General features: G+C 58.1%; 16 protein-coding genes and 1 pseudogene. 7 read left to right on the top strand and 10 right to left on the bottom strand.

Annotated elements, in window-relative coordinates:
- The 3 genes from ACOWVD_RS17540 to ACOWVD_RS17550 all read left to right on the top strand — a co-directional run.
- Window positions 1-801 (top strand): RHS repeat-associated core domain-containing protein (locus ACOWVD_RS17540; RefSeq protein ID WP_421105707.1); only part of this gene is annotated, 801 nt, incomplete at its 5' end.
- Between the two features lie 6 nt (window positions 802-807).
- Window positions 808-1,035: a hypothetical protein gene (locus ACOWVD_RS17545; protein ID WP_049239966.1), complete on the top strand. Its 228-nt coding sequence runs from the start codon at window positions 808-810 to the stop codon at window positions 1,033-1,035.
- A 205-nt stretch (window positions 1,036-1,240) separates the two neighbouring features.
- Entirely contained in the window at window positions 1,241-1,417 is a 177-nt protein-coding gene (locus tag ACOWVD_RS17550) for an RHS repeat domain-containing protein (protein WP_233494381.1), read from the top strand.
- A gap of 295 nt (window positions 1,418-1,712) precedes the next feature.
- Here ACOWVD_RS17550 and ACOWVD_RS17555 read toward each other — a convergent pair whose 3' ends face one another.
- A complete protein-coding gene (locus tag ACOWVD_RS17555) occupies window positions 1,713-2,222 on the bottom strand; it encodes a hypothetical protein (RefSeq protein ID WP_075201871.1) in 510 nt (169 codons plus the stop codon).
- 64 nt (window positions 2,223-2,286) lie between these two features.
- The gene (locus ACOWVD_RS17560) at window positions 2,287-2,883 is read right to left on the bottom strand and encodes a hypothetical protein (protein ID WP_049239965.1); all 597 of its coding nucleotides are present in this window, start codon (window positions 2,881-2,883) and stop codon (window positions 2,287-2,289) included.
- A gap of 310 nt (window positions 2,884-3,193) precedes the next feature.
- On the opposite strand from ACOWVD_RS17560, the pseudogene ACOWVD_RS17565 reads away from it, so the two are divergent.
- Window positions 3,194-3,394: pseudogene (locus ACOWVD_RS17565) on the top strand (transposase); the annotation flags it as partial.
- Between the two features lie 6 nt (window positions 3,395-3,400).
- On the opposite strand, the gene ACOWVD_RS17570 reads toward ACOWVD_RS17565, so the two are convergent.
- Genes ACOWVD_RS17570 through cecR form a run of 5 tightly spaced genes read right to left on the bottom strand, consistent with a single transcriptional unit; the run spans window position 3,401 to window position 9,119 of the window.
- Complete coding sequence (locus ACOWVD_RS17570; RefSeq protein WP_044031722.1) at window positions 3,401-4,507, bottom strand: ABC transporter permease; 1,107 nt, start codon at window positions 4,505-4,507, stop codon at window positions 3,401-3,403.
- Window positions 4,508-4,519: 12 nt separating this feature from the next.
- The gene (locus ACOWVD_RS17575) at window positions 4,520-5,674 is read right to left on the bottom strand and encodes an ABC transporter permease (RefSeq protein ID WP_049239964.1); all 1,155 of its coding nucleotides are present in this window, start codon (window positions 5,672-5,674) and stop codon (window positions 4,520-4,522) included.
- A complete protein-coding gene (locus ACOWVD_RS17580) occupies window positions 5,671-7,407 on the bottom strand; it encodes an ATP-binding cassette domain-containing protein (RefSeq protein ID WP_021503997.1) in 1,737 nt (578 codons plus the stop codon). Before ACOWVD_RS17580 ends, ACOWVD_RS17575 begins: the two co-directional genes overlap by 4 nt.
- Window positions 7,408-7,415: 8 nt before the next feature.
- A complete protein-coding gene (gene hlyD / locus ACOWVD_RS17585; protein ID WP_234722040.1) occupies window positions 7,416-8,402 on the bottom strand; it encodes a secretion protein HlyD in 987 nt (328 codons plus the stop codon).
- 18 nt (window positions 8,403-8,420) lie between these two features.
- Entirely contained in the window at window positions 8,421-9,119 is a 699-nt protein-coding gene (gene cecR, locus ACOWVD_RS17590) for a transcriptional regulator CecR (RefSeq protein ID WP_015377023.1), read from the bottom strand.
- A gap of 297 nt (window positions 9,120-9,416) precedes the next feature.
- Between cecR and rhlE the strand changes: the two genes are divergently transcribed.
- The 3 genes from rhlE to dusC all read left to right on the top strand — a co-directional run bounded on the left by rhlE (window position 9,417) and on the right by dusC (window position 12,864).
- Window positions 9,417-10,772 (top strand): ATP-dependent RNA helicase RhlE, encoded by a 1,356-nt coding sequence (gene rhlE / locus ACOWVD_RS17595; protein ID WP_048322434.1) that lies wholly within the window; start codon window positions 9,417-9,419, stop codon window positions 10,770-10,772.
- 115 nt (window positions 10,773-10,887) lie between these two features.
- Window positions 10,888-11,847 (top strand): D-2-hydroxyacid dehydrogenase family protein, encoded by a 960-nt coding sequence (locus ACOWVD_RS17600; protein ID WP_049239961.1) that lies wholly within the window; start codon window positions 10,888-10,890, stop codon window positions 11,845-11,847.
- An 84-nt stretch (window positions 11,848-11,931) separates the two neighbouring features.
- Window positions 11,932-12,864 (top strand): tRNA dihydrouridine(16) synthase DusC, encoded by a 933-nt coding sequence (gene dusC / locus ACOWVD_RS17605; protein WP_164095272.1) that lies wholly within the window; start codon window positions 11,932-11,934, stop codon window positions 12,862-12,864.
- Window positions 12,865-12,905: 41 nt separating this feature from the next.
- Here dusC and ACOWVD_RS17610 read toward each other — a convergent pair whose 3' ends face one another.
- From ACOWVD_RS17610 to ACOWVD_RS17620, 3 genes are all read right to left on the bottom strand, one after another.
- Window positions 12,906-13,172 (bottom strand): hypothetical protein, encoded by a 267-nt coding sequence (locus ACOWVD_RS17610; RefSeq protein ID WP_033642249.1) that lies wholly within the window; start codon window positions 13,170-13,172, stop codon window positions 12,906-12,908.
- Window positions 13,173-13,418: 246 nt separating this feature from the next.
- Window positions 13,419-14,465, bottom strand: a complete 1,047-nt coding sequence (gene fbpC, locus ACOWVD_RS17615; RefSeq protein WP_049239959.1) for a ferric ABC transporter ATP-binding protein — start codon at window positions 14,463-14,465, stop codon at window positions 13,419-13,421.
- An 11-nt stretch (window positions 14,466-14,476) separates the two neighbouring features.
- Window positions 14,477-16,555, bottom strand: coding sequence for an ABC transporter permease (locus ACOWVD_RS17620; RefSeq protein ID WP_421105708.1), 2,079 nt, complete (start codon window positions 16,553-16,555; stop codon window positions 14,477-14,479).
- Window positions 16,556-16,558 lie beyond the last annotated feature (3 nt).

Genomic DNA, 16,558 nt, shown 5'->3' on the forward strand with positions numbered 1-16,558 from the left:
CAGGAGCAGCGCGACGACGGCAGCCGCCGCAGCTGGAGCTACGATCCGGCCAGCCCGTGGAGCCCGCTGGCGGCGCTGGAGCAGGCGGGCGACAGCCGCTCGGCGGATATTTACTGGTATCACACCGATCTGAACAGCGCGCCGCTGGAAGTGACCGACGCGGCGGGCAACCTGTGCTGGTCCGGGCAATATGACACCTTCGGCAAGCTGCAGGGCCAGACGGTGGCCGGCGCGGCGCAGCGGCAGGGCGCGCAATACCAGCAGCCGCTGCGCTACGCCGGGCAATATCAGGACGACGAAAGCGGCCTGCACTACAACCTGTTCCGCTACTACGAACCCGAGGTGGGGCGTTTTACCACGCAGGATCCGATAGGGTTGCGCGGTGGGTTGAACCTTTATCAGTATGCGCCGAACCCGCTGATGTGGGTGGATCCGTATGGGCTAAGTTGCTCGCCATCAACGAAGTTGAACCGAAAGTTTAGGGCTTTAGAAAAAGCTCAAAAAACGGCAGTAAATACTCGACATCTACCTGATGGCCGCATTCGCTATTATGACAAAGAGGCATTAGCTAGAACTCAGGGGCCAACAAGAGGACGCTCCCATGTTACAGAATGGGATCCTAAAACAGGGAATGTAAGATCTTGGGAAGAGACTTATAATCATGCAGGAGAGGTCAATCGAGTTCATCCAAAAATGAAAAATGGTGAAGTGTTAAACCTGCCCCATTATCCACCAACTAAAGCTGATATCGATGCAGGAATCGCAACTCCTTCAGGTAAGGCAACAGGAATAGGATGGTGATTTAATATGAATGAGATGAGAACGCTTTTTTTAAATGGATTGAACTGTCTTCTTGATGATGATTATAGTTCATCTAAAGTGGCGGACTACGCCTATAGATTTTATCTGGACTATGATATTCCTGACGAAGAACTCTCATATGTAGTAGATTATTTAAAAGGAATTGATGCTGGCCCAGAATTTGAAATGAGCAAAGATGAAGTAATATCTTTCATCAAGCTAAATCTTAAATGATAAATTGAAATCCGGAATGGTTAAACCTACCCGGCTACTATATAGTACTAAACTGACTGAGCCCCTCTTCGTGTTAAAGACAAGTCATGAGGGGGGAAGGTCGGACAAGGATAGAGGCATATGGCAGTGATATGAACACCTGGTAAATGTAGTGGATAAATCATGAAAAAATTATATTTCGCAATGACAACCTGTTCTGCCCGAGGTGGGACGTTTTACCACACAGGATCCTGTAAGGGGGCTCGGCGGGCTGAACCTTTATCTGTATGCGGCGAACCCGCTGATGTGGTTGGATCCGCTGGGACTGAGTAGTAAGCCATGTAAAACAGAGAAAGCGCCAGAATATTCTTATGAAAAAGCCAGGGATAAAGTACTCAAATGACTCGAGGAGCGTGCTTTTCTTACTGCTTGATACGGGTTTTGTCATGTGAGTCACGTCTGATTTAGAGCTTACTCATTTAGTCGTGTGACAACTATTGCTGGGTAAGATCACTGTTCTGGATAGACCATCATGACTTTGCTCATAGTTCTCTATCAGATGAAAATCTTGCAACAAACAAAGAGCAGCTTGATGCTTTGATTGAACCCCTGAGGGCTATAGAGAAAAAATGCCACTATCTCCAAAATAGATGAGTGAGAGATGATACTTTTGGCCTGGTTTTTGCCAGGCCATTTCTTCAAAGCATAGCTAATAAGGCTGATGCGCCAGCACCAACGAGACTAGCTACAGTGCTATTATTTAGCAAATTCTTAAGTAAAGATTTTGCCTGAGGGTCCTGTGATTGAGATACTTTTTCAACAAGTTCAGTTATGCTGATATTTAAAATAAGATGGTTATGTTCACCGATTTGAACTTGTGAGCCTGATACGCTTCCTATGTTGAATGTATTTTGGCTAGATTGCTTAGGTTTTTGTTCATTGGCAGTTAAATTCTCAACCTTTAATGTAAGCATGTGTGGGTGATTAGTACCAACATTGAGTGTGCCTCCAGGTAAGAATGACATATCAAGTACTTTTAAAGATATTTCGCCCTTTCCTAGTTTTTGATTTATTTTATCGCCAATACTAATGTTGGGCTCTTCAGTGTAAGGGATTAGTACTTTTTTTTCAGCTGAATTCCGTCGCCCTTTATATTCAGCTCCAGCGATTGTGAATGTTTCAGGGTATGCCATAGCATCAAAATCCATCATGTTACTCCTTTAGATTTCTGTTTTGTGATTAGGTTTTCTGATTCATAAATATGAGCATAAGCTACTTTTTAAAAATAGATATTAAAAAATCATATTTTTCTTTACTTAGTAATTTTCTTGAGTGGGCGCTACTCAGAAGTATTTTCGAGAGAACGATAATCTCATCCTCACCAGAAGAAGCAATCATTCTGAAAAAGTCACTTAACTCTTGAATACTGATGCTATTACTTGTGCCAAATTGCGCATATTTGCTATTTACATTCTCTATATTGAATATACTCTGGTTCGCCAGTGGCTTTTTTAACTTCTCAATTTCTGCATGTTCTATAATCTTTTGAGACATACTTTCAATATGGCCGCTAACATCTTTCTTTTGTGGAAATGAAAATCCATCCCCTCTTAATATTTTATCTGTTTCGGCCATTTCATGGTAAAGCCTACGAATCATCACCAGCAATAGTATTTTAGCTTCTTCAATGGATTTCTCTGTTGAATATTGGCATTCGATTGCCAACGCTGAGGTTTGCTCAAATACATTTATTGAGTAATTTTCAATGTAAGGTTCGATAAATCCATTCCAAAAAACCTGAACGGGAGAACCTTTAAATGCTACACCTTGATAGCAGATTTCTGTTCCATCATATGCAGTAACTTTCATAGGTGGTCCTGCATGGAGGAATCGCCATCTACGAATCAATTTGGTTATTCTTCATCAATATCTTGAACGGCTTTATACGTCCTTTTGAACAAGGGGGATGGAGGCATACCCGGAACGGCAAGAATCTCTTTTTTCACTTGAATCTCCATCATTTTCACTATTGTTTTTATAAATTATTTATGCTTTGTCTTTCAAGATTATTCAGTATAAAAATACCTTATTTACATCGATAATTTGATCAATATCTTGATTAGTTTCTCTCAGACGTGAGCCGTCACAGACCGTTAAATCAAGCTATAGCGAGCATAATCCCTTCAAACAGCAGTTTGTCAATAAGCTGAGAGGTTATGTCAATGGCATATTCGTGAGTCCCATGTATCGTCGGAGTACCAGCGTTCTGGAAGGAATAAATAATAAAATTAAGACGATAAAAAGAATGGCCTAGAGATACCGGGATAGCGATTACTTCTTTTTGAAAATCAAAGCAGCGTTTCCCGGTAAAGCGTTATGAACCTTTTTATGCGATCTTGCGGCGGAACAGCGCGTAGGCGGCGCTGCCGGTGGTGGCGGTGATCACCAGCAGCGGCCACAGGCTGCGCCAGATGATGCTGAAGCTGGCGTCCTTCAGGTAGATCTGCTTGGTGATGTCGGTGAAGTGGCGTATCGGGTTCACCCAGGTCAGATCCTGCAACCACACCGGCATATTCTCCACCGGCGAGACGTAACCTGAGAGCAGGATCGCCGGCATCATGAACACGAACACGCCGATAAACGCCTGCTGCTGAGTGGCGCACAGCGACGAGATCAGCAGGCCGAAACCGACCAGCGACAGCCCGTAGATCAACATGGTGGCGTAGAACAGCAGCAGCGATCCGGCGAACGGGATCTGGTACAGGAAGATGCCGATCAACAGCACGATGCTGGACTGGAAGCTGGCGACGATCAGCGCCGGCACCGCCTTGCCGATAAAGATCTGCCAGGTGGTGAGCGGCGAGACCAGCAGCTGTTCCAGCGTGCCCTGTTCGCGTTCGCGCGCCACCGACAGCGAGGTGACGATCAGCACGCCGATGGTGGTGATCATGGCGATCAGCGACGGTACCACAAACCATTTGTAGTCCAGATTCGGGTTATACCAGTTGCGCACCACCAGTTCGCTGTTGTTGGGTTTGGCGCGGTTGCCGAGCAGCTCGTTCTGATATTCCTGCACGATCTGCTGCACGTAGTTGGCGGCGATCTGCGCGCTGTTGGAGTTGCGCCCGTCGAGCAGCAGCTGCAGCGGCGCGGTGTGGCCGGCGGCGATATCGCGCGAGAACTGCGCCGGGAAGCGGATCAGCAGCAGCGCCCGCTGGTTGTCGATGGTGGTCTTTATCTCCTGCGGATTGCGCAGCAGCAGCACATGGGAGAAGGCTTTGGCCTTGGCGAAGCGTTGGGTCAGCTCCACCGAGGCCTGGCCGCTGTCCTCGCTGTAGACCGCGATGGTGGCGTTGGTGACTTCCAGCGTCGCGGCGAACGGGAACAGCAGCACCTGCAGGATCACCGGCATGATCAGGATGGCGCGGGTTTGCGGATCGCGCAGCAGCGCCTGCATTTCCTTGATGATAAGCGTCAACAGACGGTGAAACATCGCTCTTTCTCCTTAATCCAGCCGGCGCTGGGTTTTCCAGGCCGTCAGGCCGATGAACACCACGGCGGAAGCGATCAGGAACAGCAGATTGATCGCCAGCACGGTGCCGACGTTGCCCGCCAGGAACAGCGTTTGCAGCGTGCTGACGAAGTAACGCGCCGGAATGATGTAGGTCACCGCGCGCACGATGGCCGGCATGCTGTCGATCTGGAAAATGAAGCCGGACAGCATGATCGACGGCAGAAAGGCGGCGTTCAGCGCCACCATCGCCGCGTTGAACTGGTTGCGGGTGAGGGTGGAGATCAGCAGGCCCATGCCGAGGGTGCTGGCGAGGAACAGGCTGCTGATCAGCAGCAGGATCGGCAGCGAACCGCGATAGGGCACGCCGAGCACCCACACCGCCACCGCCATGCACAGCGCCATGGCGATCATGCCGAGGAAGTAATATGGGATCAGCTTGGAGAGCAGCAGCTCGCTGCGCGTCACCTGGGTGGACAGCAGGGCCTCCATGGTGCCGCGTTCCCATTCGCGGGCGATCACCAGCGAGGTGAGAATGGCGCCGATCACCGTCATGATGATGGTGATGGCGCCGGGAATGATGTAGTGCCGGCTGATGGCCGCCGGGTTGAACCAGTAGCGCATCTGCACGTCAATCAGCGGCTGGTCGCTGCTCCCCCGATCGGCGGCGCGTTGCTGCTGCCATACTTGCCATACGCCCTGGGCATAGCCCTGCACGAAGTTGGCGGTGTTCGGCTCGCTGCCGTCGGTGATCACCTGGATAGGGGCGCTGTCGTGCGGGCGCGCCATGCGCTGGTCGAAATCCACCGGGATCACCACCAGGCCGCGGATCGTGCCGGCCTGCATCTGCTGGATCAGCTGCTGGCGGTTGTCGCTGATGATCGGTTCGATATAGGGCGAACCGGCGAAGGCGTGGGCCAAATCGCGCGCGTCTTCGCTCTGTTGTTCCATCAGAATGCCCAGATGCAGCTTGCTGGAGTCCAGGTTGATGCCGTAGCCGAAGATAAACAGCAGCATCAGCGGGATAACGAAGGCGATCAGGCCGCTGCTGGGATCGCGCAGTATCTGCCGCGTCTCCTTCAGGCACAGCGCGCGCAGCCGGCGCCAGGAGAAGCCGCCGTCGTCGAATGGGGGTCGGTTATCGCTCACCGCGTTTCCTCCTCGTCGTAGCCCTGCACCAGCTCGATAAACGCCTGCTCCATCGAAGGGCTGGGATTGTCGTCGCGCGCCACCTGTTGTTTGAGATCGTCCGGCGTGCCGGCGGCGATGATCTTGCCGCGATACACCAGGCCGATGCGGTCGCAGTATTCCGCCTCGTCCATAAAGTGGGTGGTCACCATCACAGTGACGCCCTTGTCGACCATGCCGTTGATGTGCAGCCAGAACTCGCGCCGCGTCAGCGGATCGACGCCGGAAGTCGGTTCGTCGAGGAACAGAATATCCGGTTCGTGCATCAGCGCGCAGGCCAGCGCCAGGCGCTGTTTGAAGCCGAGCGGCAGCGCGTCCGGCGTCTGATCGAGGATCGGCGCGAAGTTGAAGGCGCGCGACATTTCGTCGATTTTGTCGCGCTGCGCCTTGCCGCTCAGGCCGTAGACGCCGGAGAAGAACTTCAGGTTCTGCGCCACCGTCAGGTTGCCGTACAGCGAGAATTTTTGCGCCATGTAGCCGAGGCGTTGGCGCGCCTTGCCGGAACTGGTCTTCAGATCCATCCCCAGCACCAGCGCCTTGCCGCCGGACGGCACCAGCAGGCCGCACATCATTTTGAAGGTGGTGGACTTGCCGGCGCCGTTCGGGCCGAGCAGGCCGAAGATTTCTCCGCGCCGCACCTGAAAGTCGACGTGATCGGTGGCGGCGAAGTCGCCGAATTTTTTGGTCAGCTGCACCGCTTCGATCACCGTTTCGCCGCTTTCACCGTCGACGGTCGGCATGATCTCCGCCAGCGCCGAGCGATGGTTGGGGCCGCCGCCGAGCAGATCGATAAACGCATCTTCGAAGCGCGGATCCGCCTCGTCGAGTTCGGCGTCCGGCAGATCCAGCGCCTGCAGCAGCTGCCGGTGATCTTCGCCTTCTTTCAGGATCAGGCGCAGGTACTTGCCCTGGATCACGCCGTCGGTGACCGCCGGCAGGCAGATCGCCCGCTGCAGCAACGATCGATGGCTGCCCGGCGGCGCGGCGATCAACACCGTGCGCCCGGCCATGCGCTGGGTCAGATCCTGCGGCGCGCCGCTGAACAGCAGCTCACCCTCGTTGAGCAACAGCACTTCGCGGCACTGCTCGGCCTCGTCGAGATAAGAGGTGCTCCACAGGATCAACATGCCGTCGTTGGCCAGCTCGTGCACCATGCGCCACAGCTCGCGGCGCGAGATCGGATCGACGCCGACGCCCGGCTCGTCCAGCAACAGCACCTGGGGTTCGCCGACCAGCGTGCAGGCCAGGCCGAGCTTCTGTTTCATGCCGCCGGACAGCTTGCCCGCCAGGCGCTCGGTGAAGCGCGTCAGATCGGTGAATTTCAATAGCCGTTCGAAGGTCTGGCGGCGAAGATCGCCGGTAACGCCGCGCAGATCGGCGTACAGCGTCAGGTTCTCCATCACCGTCAGATCCTCATACAGCCCGAACTTCTGCGGCATGTAGCCGAGGATCGCATGCAGTTGGCGATCCTGCGCGATCGGATCCAGCCCGGCGACCCGCAATTTGCCGCTGCTGGGCTGCAGCAGCCCGGCCAGCATGCGCAGCAGGGTGGTTTTGCCTGCGCCGTCCGGGCCGACCAGCCCGATGACCGCGCCGCTGCGCAGGGTGGTGGTCAGGCTGGCGACCGCCGGTTTCTCAAGCGACGGAAAGCGCTTTTCCAGCCCTTCCAGTTCGATGGTGTGCGCCTGTTCCATGGCCGGCCTCAGGGTTTGGCGAAGCGCAGGGTGACCGGCATGCCCTGGCGCAGCGCGTCGTCGGCGTCGGTGACGATCACCCGCAGGCGATACACCAGATCGGTGCGCAGATCCGGCGTTTCAACGCTTTTCGGCGTGAATTCCGCGGTCGGCGAGACGAAACCGATCTTGCCGTGGTAAGGCTTGCCGGGGCGGCCGTCGGTGTAAATTTCCAGCTCGGTGCCGGGCACCGCCTGGTTCAGGCTGGTCTCGTTGACGTAGGCGCGCACCCACACCGGCCGGGTCAGCGACAGGGTGAACACCGTGCCGCCGGCGCCGAGCATGGTGCCCGGCTCTACCGCGCGGGTCAGCACCGTGCCGGCGGACGGGGAGACCAGCGTGGCGTCTTGCAGATTCAATTGCGCCTGCGCCAACGCCGCTTCGCTTTGCGCCACCTCGGCCTTGGCCTGTTCAATCTCTTGCGGGCGATTGCCGCTGCGGTATTGCGACAGCTTGTCCTTCGCCGCTTGCAAATTGGCCTGCGCCTGATTGCGGGCGGTGCGCGCATCTTCCAGCGCGTCGGCGGACGTGGCGTTTTTCGCCCACAGCCCTTGCTGGCGCTTCAGGAAGCTGTCGGCGTAGGCGAAGGCGGACTGGCGCTGCGCCATTTCTGACTGCACCTGGGCGATCTCTTCGCTGCGATAGCCGGCCTGCAGCAGCGACAGTTTGGCACGCGCGCTGCCGACGTTGGCCTCGGCCTGCTGCAGCGCGTTGCGATAGGGGGCATCGTCCAGTTTGCCGAGCAGCTGGCCCGGCTGAACGGCATCGCCTTCATCCACCGTCAGCGACGCCAGGCGGCCGTCGACGCGGAAGCCGAGGTTGACCGTGCGGATATCGACGTTGCCGTACAGCGTCAGCGGCTTATCCTGCTGCTGTTGGTAATGCCAGACCGCGTAAGCGGCGGCCGCGATCAGCAGAATTAACAACACGATCAAGGCACTGCGTTTTTTGTTCATAACACTCCCTGCCTGAATTTACGCGCCGTGACGTTGGCGCAGCCCAATAACCAAAATCTCGATATGCTCGCTCAGCACCGCCGCGATTTGCGCCGCTTCACTTTCACCAATCTCTTGCCAGCCGGCCTGACGGCGGATGGTCTCTCGCGCCACGCGGAACGACAGCACCTCGCCGATCAGCGCGTGGGTATGCAGCACCAGGCGAGTGGCGTGCTCGTCAATGCCGGTGGCGGCCGACAGCAGGCGGCACAGCCGCTCGTGCATCGGCGCGATCACCTGGCGGTGGATCAGCGGATAGGCCTCGGTCGGGGCGAGCTGTTCGCGCGACATGATTTTGCTCAGGTTCAGCGTGTGCGGCTGGGTCATCAGCTCGCTGAAGGCCAGCAGGCCACGCTGCAGCAAGCGTAGCGCCGCGTCGGGTGAGCGTTGTTCGGGCACTTCTTGCCCAAAGCGATCGACCTCTTCGGCCAACGGGGCGAACGCCTGCTGGATGAAATCGGCGAGCGACTGCGCTACGGCCAGATACAGCCCCTCTTTGGAGCTGAAGTAGTAGGTGATGGCGGCGATGTTCTGGCCGGCGCGCTGGGCGATATCGCGCGTGGTGGCGCCCTGCAGGCCGAATTCGCCGAACAGTTCGGTCGCCGCGGCGAGCAGTTGCCGGCGCGTTTGCTCGCCACGCGCCCGGCCGGCGGCCTGATGAGGTACGGAAGCTGGCATGGGTCACGCTCGAAGTTAATCAATCATATGATTAACTTTATGCCAGATTGTCTAAAACGCAACCGCTAACCACAATGAGTTATGTGATCGGCTTCAGACAATGCTGAATTTACGGCAGATTGTGCTCTGGGTGCGTAAAAGTGCTTTTTATTGCGCGACTTCTGTTACAATCGCCGCCTGGTGCACTGCAGTTTGTGCCAATCCCTCGTGGTCATGCTTAATGCCCCGTCTGATCATCCTCCCAGGAAACTGCACCGAACACCGTTAGGTTAGGGGGGATCTGGAGTTTTTCTCTTTATGTCATTTGAAACCCTCGGCTTAAGTGCTGAAATTGTGCGCGCTGTTGAAGAACAGGGCTATCGCGAACCGACGCCAATCCAGCGTCAGGCTATCCCTGTCGTGCTTGAAGGTCGTGACCTGATGGCCAGCGCCCAGACCGGCACCGGTAAAACCGCCGGTTTTACCCTGCCGCTGTTGCAACTGCTGAGCAAGCATGACCATCCGGTCAAGGGCCGTCGCCCGGTGCGCGCGCTGATCCTGACGCCAACCCGTGAGCTGGCGGCGCAGATCGGCGAAAACGTCGATGCCTACAGCAAACACCTGCGCCTGCGTTCGCTGGTGGTGTTTGGCGGCGTGAGCATCAACCCGCAGATGATGAAGCTGCGCGGCGGCGTCGATATCCTGGTGGCGACGCCGGGCCGTCTGCTGGATCTGGAGCATCAGAACGCGGTTGACCTGTCCAAAATCGAAATTCTGGTGCTGGATGAAGCGGACCGCATGCTGGACATGGGCTTTATCCACGACATTCGCCGCGTGCTGGCCAAGCTGCCGGCCAAGCGCCAGAACCTGCTGTTCTCCGCGACCTTCTCCGACGACATCAAGGCGCTGGCCAACAAGCTGCTGCATAACCCGGCCTCGGTGGAAGTGGCGCGCCGCAACACCGCGTCCGAGCAGATTGAGCAGAGCGTGCACTTCGTTGACAAGAAGCGTAAGCGGGAACTGCTGTCGCAGATGATCGGCGAAGGCGACTGGAAACAGGTGCTGGTGTTTACCCGCACCAAGCACGGCGCCAACCACCTGGCGGAACAGCTGAACAAAGACGGCATCACCGCCGCGGCGATCCACGGTAACAAGAGCCAGGGCGCCCGTACCCGTGCGCTGGCCGATTTCAAAGACGGCCGCATTCGCGTGCTGGTGGCGACCGACATCGCGGCGCGCGGTCTGGATATCGACCAGCTGCCGCACGTGGTGAACTACGAGCTGCCTAACGTGCCGGAAGACTATGTGCACCGTATCGGCCGTACCGGCCGTGCGGAACGCACCGGCGAAGCTATCTCGCTGGTGTGCGTGGATGAGCACAAGCTGCTGCGCGACATCGAGCGTCTGCTGAAGCGTGAAATTCCGCGCATTGCGCTGCCGGGCTACGAGCCGGATCCGACCATCAAGGCCGAGCCGATCATCAACGGCCGTCAGGGTGGCGGGCGCGGCGCGCCGCGCGGCAACGGCGGCGGTCAGCGCAGCGGTAACGCGAACGGCGGCCAGCGTGAAAACCGTGGCAACGCTAACGGTAACGCCCGCCCGCAGGGTGATGGCCAGCGTCGTTCCGGTGCGCCGTCTTCGCGCCGCCCGCGCAACCGCAAACCGGCCGAATAAGCCTGATTGCTCAAAGAGTAAGCCGCCGATACGGGCGGCTTTTTTTTTTGCCTGGCGGAACGGCATTTTCGTACTAGGCTGGACGGTGGCTACCCCTAGATTCCAGGAGACGGAGATGAAATTGAAGTGCGCAATTCTCGATGATTACCAGCAGGTGGCGCTCAAGATGGCGGACTGGTCGGCGCTGGCCGATCGGGTGGAGGTGTCGGCCATCAGCGCGCACTTTACCGATGAAGCGGAGCTGGCGGTGCATCTGCAGGAGTGCGACATTTTGGTCATCATGCGCGAGCGCACGCCGATGACCGCCTCGCTGCTGGCGCGGCTGCCGAAGCTGAAGCTGCTGATCACCTCCGGCATGCGCAACGCCGCTATCGATCTGGCCGCCGCCGCCGAGCGCGGCGTGGTGGTGTGCGGCACCGCCAGCGGCTCGGCCGCGCCGATGGAACTGACCTGGGCGCTGCTGCTCGGGCTGGCGAAGCATATCGTGCCGGAAAGCGTCGGGCTGCAAAACAACGGCCCGTGGCAGCTGGGCTTAGGCGTCACGCTGCAAGGAAAAACGCTGGGGCTGCTGGGGCTGGGCAAGATCGGCGGCCAGATGGCCAGGGTAGCGCAGGCGTTCGGCATGCGGGTGCTGGCCTGGAGCCAGAACCTGACGGCGGAGCGGGCGGCGCAGGAGGGCGCTGAGCTGGCGCCGTCCAAGCGGGCGCTGTTTGAGCAGAGCGACTTTGTCTCCATTCACCTGGTGCTGAGCGAGCGCAGCCGCGGGTTGGTGGGGCGTGATGAATTGGCGGCGATGAAGCCCACCGCATACCTGATCAATACCTCGCGCGCGGGCATCGTCGATCGGGCGGCGTTGGTGGACGTCCTGCAACAGCGGAAGATCGCCGGCGCCGGGCTGGACGTGTTCGAGACGGAGCCGCTGCCGGCCGACGACGTGTTTCGCCAGCTGCCCAACGTGCTGGCGACGCCGCATGTGGGTTATGTGGCGGACGACAATTACCACGCCTACTTCACCGAGGCGGTCGAGGACATTGCGGCGTTCCTTGCCGGCCAACCGATCCGCCGACTGGGCTGACGGCATTTTTAATGCCCGCTGAGGCTTGTCTGGCGCGGGCATTCACCCGTATCATTGCGGGTCTTTTTTTAGCTGGGATTGGTCATGCGCGTATTATTGGCTCCGATGGAGGGCGTTCTCGATTCTTTGGTGCGTGAGTTACTCACCGAAGTGAACGACTACGATCTGTGCATCACCGAATTTTTGCGCGTGGTCGATCAGCTGCTGCCGGCCAAGTCGTTCTACCGGCTGTGCCCGGAGCTGCGTCACGCCAGCCGCACGCCGTCGGGCACGCTGGTGCGGGTACAGCTGCTGGGGCAGTATCCGCAGTGGCTGGCGGAAAACGCCGCGCGTGCGGTGGAATTGGGCTCTTACGGCGTCGATCTCAACTGCGGCTGCCCGTCCAAGCTGGTGAACGGCAGCGGCGGCGGGGCGACGCTGCTCAAAGATCCGGAATTGATCTACCAGGGCGCCAAAGCGATGCGCGCGGCGGTGCCGGCCCATCTGCCGGTCACGGTGAAGGTGCGCCTGGGCTGGGACTCCTCCAATCGCAGCTTTGAAATCGCCGATGCGGTGCAGCAGGCGGGCGCCAGTGAGCTGACGGTGCACGGCCGCACCAAAGAGGACGGCTACAAGGCGGATCGCATCAACTGGGCGGCGATCGGCGAGATCCGTCAGCGGCTGAGCATCCCGGTGATCGCCAACGGCGAGATCTGGGATCACCAGAGCGCGCAGGATTGCCTGCAGGCGACCGGCTGCGACGCCATCATGCTGGGGCGCGGCGCGCTCAACGTGCCGAATCTGAGCCGGGTGGTGAAGTACAACGAACCGCGCATGCCCTGGCCGCAGGTGGTTGAGCTGCTGCAAAAATACGTCCATCTGGAAAAGCAGGGCGACACCGGCCTGTATCACGTGGCGCGCATCAAACAGTGGTTGGGCTATTTGCGTAAAGAATATGATGAAGCCACCGAACTGTTCAGCGAAATACGCGCGCTGACGACGTCCGGGGATATTGCGCGCGTCATCTGCCTCAGCTAAAAATAAACCCGCGTGCGGCGGGTTTATTTAAATCGGCATTATCAGGCGGCTTTATCAAGACGGTTTAATTCTATCTCGATATCCTGAATGGTTTTTTCCAGTCCTTCCAAACAGGCGCCCTGTTTATTCAACAGGTCGTTAATGGCTTCGGCGAATGCCTTATTTTTGCATTCCCCCTGATCGAAGGCCAGCCAGTGTGCGGAGAGCGTCTCGATATTCGACTGCGCGTAGTGGCGCATTTCCTTCAGCTGGGAAGCGACATTGCGTAAATTATCCAGCTGCGCCTGTGCATTTGCATTGTTGCTCATGAATTTCTCCTTGAGTTGGCCGTTAAATAATTTCGACTGCGGGATCAAGCTTACCCTATTTAAATAAAAATATCACCCTGAGTGGTCTGGGTGGTTATTTTTGAGTGGGTGTGGCTATATTTATTTTTTGGCTGAACAAGGACTTGGGTGGAATTGTAAAAATAGATAAATACGGTATTTTTGGCGATTATTTCCGGCCATCCCATACGGGATGACCGTTATTCTAACGCTTAAGAGTGATGCTTATTATGCCGCGTCCGCCAGCATAAACATGCCGTAGGGGTGAATTTCCAGATAATAGCGCTCGCCGACGTTCGGCTGCAGGCGGGTGGCGTTGACCTGCAGTAAAATCTGCTGCCCGTGCCACGCCACCGTTACCTCATACTGCGGCCCCATGTAGGCGACATGTTCGATCACGCAGCGCTGGCTTTCATCGCCATGCTCGCTCAGCGTGATCGCCTCCGGGCGCACGCCCACCGTGCCGGCGCCCTGGGCGGCAAAGTGCGCGGGGCGCGGCAGACGATAGCCGCTGATATCGACATGGTCGGCGCTGAAGCTGGCCGGGAACAGGTTGGCGTCCCCCATAAAGCTCGCCATAAAGCGCGAGGCGGGCTGCCGATAGAGATCCTGCGGCGAGCCCATCTGCATGATATGCCCTTTATTCATCACCAGCACGGTGTCGGAGACCGCAAAAGCCTCGCTCTGATCGTGGGTGACGTACAGCGACGTGATATCAAACTGCTTTTGCAGCTCGCGGATCTTTTCACGCATGCTGCGGCGCAGGTTGGCGTCGAGGTTGCTCAACGGCTCGTCGAACAGCAGCACTTTCGGCTTGAGGATCAGCGCGCGCGCCAGGGCCACGCGCTGCTGTTGGCCGCCGGAGATCTGATCGACATAGCGATCGTCAAACCCTGCCAAGTCCACCATCGCCAGCGCTTCCTGCACGCGCGCTTTCACTTCGGCGCGCGGGATGCCGAGCATCTTCAGGCCATAGCCGACGTTTTCCCCCAGCGACATATGCGGGAACAGGGCATAAGACTGGAACACCATGCAGATATCACGCTGCTGGATGGAACGATGGGTAACGTCTTCACCATCAATGAATATCTGCCCGTCGCTCGGCTTTTCCAGCCCGGCGACCAGGCGCAAAATGGTGGTCTTGCCGCAGCCGGAAGGGCCGAGCAGCGTCACCATTTGCCCCCGCGGGATGGTGAGCGTGATGTTATCGATTACCGTGTTGTTGCCGAACCGTTTGGAGACGTTGCGCAGTTCAACGAAATTTTTCTGGCTCATCATGGGCTCCATTACGCCTGGTTTTTGGCTTTTGAACGGGAGATGCGTGCCTCGCCGATCAGCCAGTCAAAGAGGAAAATAATCGCCAGCATCACCATGATCAGAATTGAACCGTAGGCGATCGCCACGCCGTATTCGCCGTCTTCCACGCGGTTGAGGATGTAGGCGGTGGCCACGCGGGTATCGGGCGTCACCAGGAAGACGATGGCGCTGACGGTGGTGATGGCGCGCACGAAGCTGTAGATCAGCGCCGACAGGATCGCCGGGCGCAGCAGCGGCAGCAGGACGTGCGTGATGGTGCGCAGCGAGCCGGCGCGCAGGCTGAGCGAGGCTTCGTCCAGCGATTTGTCTATCTGGCCCAGCCCGGCGATCCCGGCGCGAATGCCCACCGGCACGTTGCGCATCACCATCGAGATAATCACGATGGCGGCCGTGCCGGTGAGGTACACCGGCGCGCCGTTAAAGGCGAGAATGTAAGAGACGCCCGCCACGGTGCCCGGCACCGCAAAGCACAGCATGGTGGTGAACTCGATGGTCTTTTTGCCCTTGAACTGCTGGCGCACCACGATCCAGGCGATCAGCAGGCCGAACGCGGCGGTGATCGGCGCGGCGATCCCGGCGTACAGCAGCGTATCGAGCAGCGAAGGCCACGCGCCGTCGCTCATGCCTTGGCCGAACAGCTTGATGAAGTTATCCAGCGTCAGCGTGTAATCCACCCCCCAGTTGACGGTGAAGCTGCCGTAGAAAATGCTGCCGTAAAGCAGGGCGTTAAAGGCTATCCACACCGCCAGCAGCGCGATCACGCTCCATACCAGCGTGACCGGCAGCGGTTGTACGTCGCCGCGATAGGATTTGCCGGACACGGTGACGTAGGAACGTTTGCCGATCCACATATACTGGATGCAGAACACCAACAGCGAGAACAGCAGCAGGAAGGCGCCGAGGGTGCTGGCGGCCTGATAATCGAGCTGTGAACCGGTAATGTAGAAATAGATTTGCGTCGCCAGCACGTCGAAGTTGCCGCCGAGCACCAGCGGGTTGCTGAAGTCGGCCAGCGATTGCACCACCACGATCAGAAACGCGTTGGCCAGCGCCGGTTTCAGCAGCGGCACGAACACGCCGTTAAAGGTTTGCCAACGGCTGGCGCGCAGGGTGTAGGAGGCCTCTTCCAGCGAAGGATGAATGGTCTTGATCGCGCCGTCGAGGATCATGAACGCCATCGGGGTGAACGCCAGCACCTGCGCCAGCCAGATGCCGGTAAAGCCGTACAGCCAGTTGGTGTTGGTCAGGCCGAACCAGGCCACCATCCACTCGGTCACGTAGCCGGAGCGCCCCATCATCAGCGTGACGCCCAGACCGACGACGAACGGCGGCGTGACGATGGGCAGGATGGAGAAGATGCGGCCGATAATGGCGCTGCGCCTGGCGATGCGGGTGGTGTAAATCGCCAGCACCAGGCCGAAGAAGGTGCAGCCGGCGCCTACCGCGATCGACAGGGCGATGGAGTTGAGGATCACCTGGACGATGTGCGCCTGCGACAGCACGTTCATAAACGCCAGCGGCGCGAAAGCGCCCGTCTGGTCGGTGAACATCGGAATGAAAATCGCGATGCTCGGCCAGACGATGAAGACGCCGATCAGCGCCACGATGGTGACCAGCGCGCCGATAACGAAACGGTCGCCGCCCAGCCAGTCGAGGCGGGTCAGCGCCAACGTCATGATGGCGCCCAGCGCGGTCAACTGCACCAGGGTGGCGTAGCCTAAACCGCGTCCCGCCAGCGTGGCGCTGACGACGATAAAGGCCATGCACAGCAGCGCCCAGCCGGCGTCGAACGCGTGGCGCCGCCGCCGTTCACCGCCCGCCGCAGCGTAAGGGCGCAGCAGCAGCAGGCTCGGCAGCAGGCACCAAAGCCAGCTGATATTGCGATTTGACCAGCCGTAGGCCGCGAGGATCTCTTCGCCGGTGGACTCCAGCAGGCCGTAATCCAGGCTCCAGCTCGGCAGCAGGGCGAACGCCAGCCAGCCGAGCAAAACCCAAAGGAATATCGCATCTCGTTTTTTCACGAGATGGAGTGCATGTGTATGTGACATAAG

Source organism: Serratia sp. SA088 (assembly GCF_049065515.1).
Taxonomy (GTDB): Bacteria; Pseudomonadota; Gammaproteobacteria; order Enterobacterales; family Enterobacteriaceae; genus Serratia; species Serratia nematodiphila.

What these genes read in the sequence shown, in the direction of transcription:
- ACOWVD_RS17610 (WP_033642249.1), bottom strand. Translation starts at nt 13,172, where the DNA reads ATGAGCAACAATGCAAATGCACAGGCGCAGCTGGATAATTTACGCAAT.
- ACOWVD_RS17555 (WP_075201871.1), bottom strand. Translation starts at nt 2,222, where the DNA reads ATGGATTTTGATGCTATGGCATACCCTGAAACATTCACAATCGCTGGA.
- ACOWVD_RS17570 (WP_044031722.1), bottom strand. Translation starts at nt 4,507, where the DNA reads ATGTTTCACCGTCTGTTGACGCTTATCATCAAGGAAATGCAGGCGCTG.
- hlyD (WP_234722040.1), bottom strand. Translation starts at nt 8,402, where the DNA reads ATGAACAAAAAACGCAGTGCCTTGATCGTGTTGTTAATTCTGCTGATC.
- fbpC (WP_049239959.1), bottom strand. Translation starts at nt 14,465, where the DNA reads ATGAGCCAGAAAAATTTCGTTGAACTGCGCAACGTCTCCAAACGGTTC.
- dusC (WP_164095272.1), top strand. Translation starts at nt 11,932, where the DNA reads ATGCGCGTATTATTGGCTCCGATGGAGGGCGTTCTCGATTCTTTGGTG.
- ACOWVD_RS17620 (WP_421105708.1), bottom strand. Translation starts at nt 16,555, where the DNA reads ATGTCACATACACATGCACTCCATCTCGTGAAAAAACGAGATGCGATA.
- cecR (WP_015377023.1), bottom strand. Translation starts at nt 9,119, where the DNA reads ATGCCAGCTTCCGTACCTCATCAGGCCGCCGGCCGGGCGCGTGGCGAG.
- rhlE (WP_048322434.1), top strand. Translation starts at nt 9,417, where the DNA reads ATGTCATTTGAAACCCTCGGCTTAAGTGCTGAAATTGTGCGCGCTGTT.
- ACOWVD_RS17545 (WP_049239966.1), top strand. Translation starts at nt 808, where the DNA reads ATGAATGAGATGAGAACGCTTTTTTTAAATGGATTGAACTGTCTTCTT.
- ACOWVD_RS17600 (WP_049239961.1), top strand. Translation starts at nt 10,888, where the DNA reads ATGAAATTGAAGTGCGCAATTCTCGATGATTACCAGCAGGTGGCGCTC.
- ACOWVD_RS17580 (WP_021503997.1), bottom strand. Translation starts at nt 7,407, where the DNA reads ATGGAACAGGCGCACACCATCGAACTGGAAGGGCTGGAAAAGCGCTTT.
- ACOWVD_RS17560 (WP_049239965.1), bottom strand. Translation starts at nt 2,883, where the DNA reads ATGAAAGTTACTGCATATGATGGAACAGAAATCTGCTATCAAGGTGTA.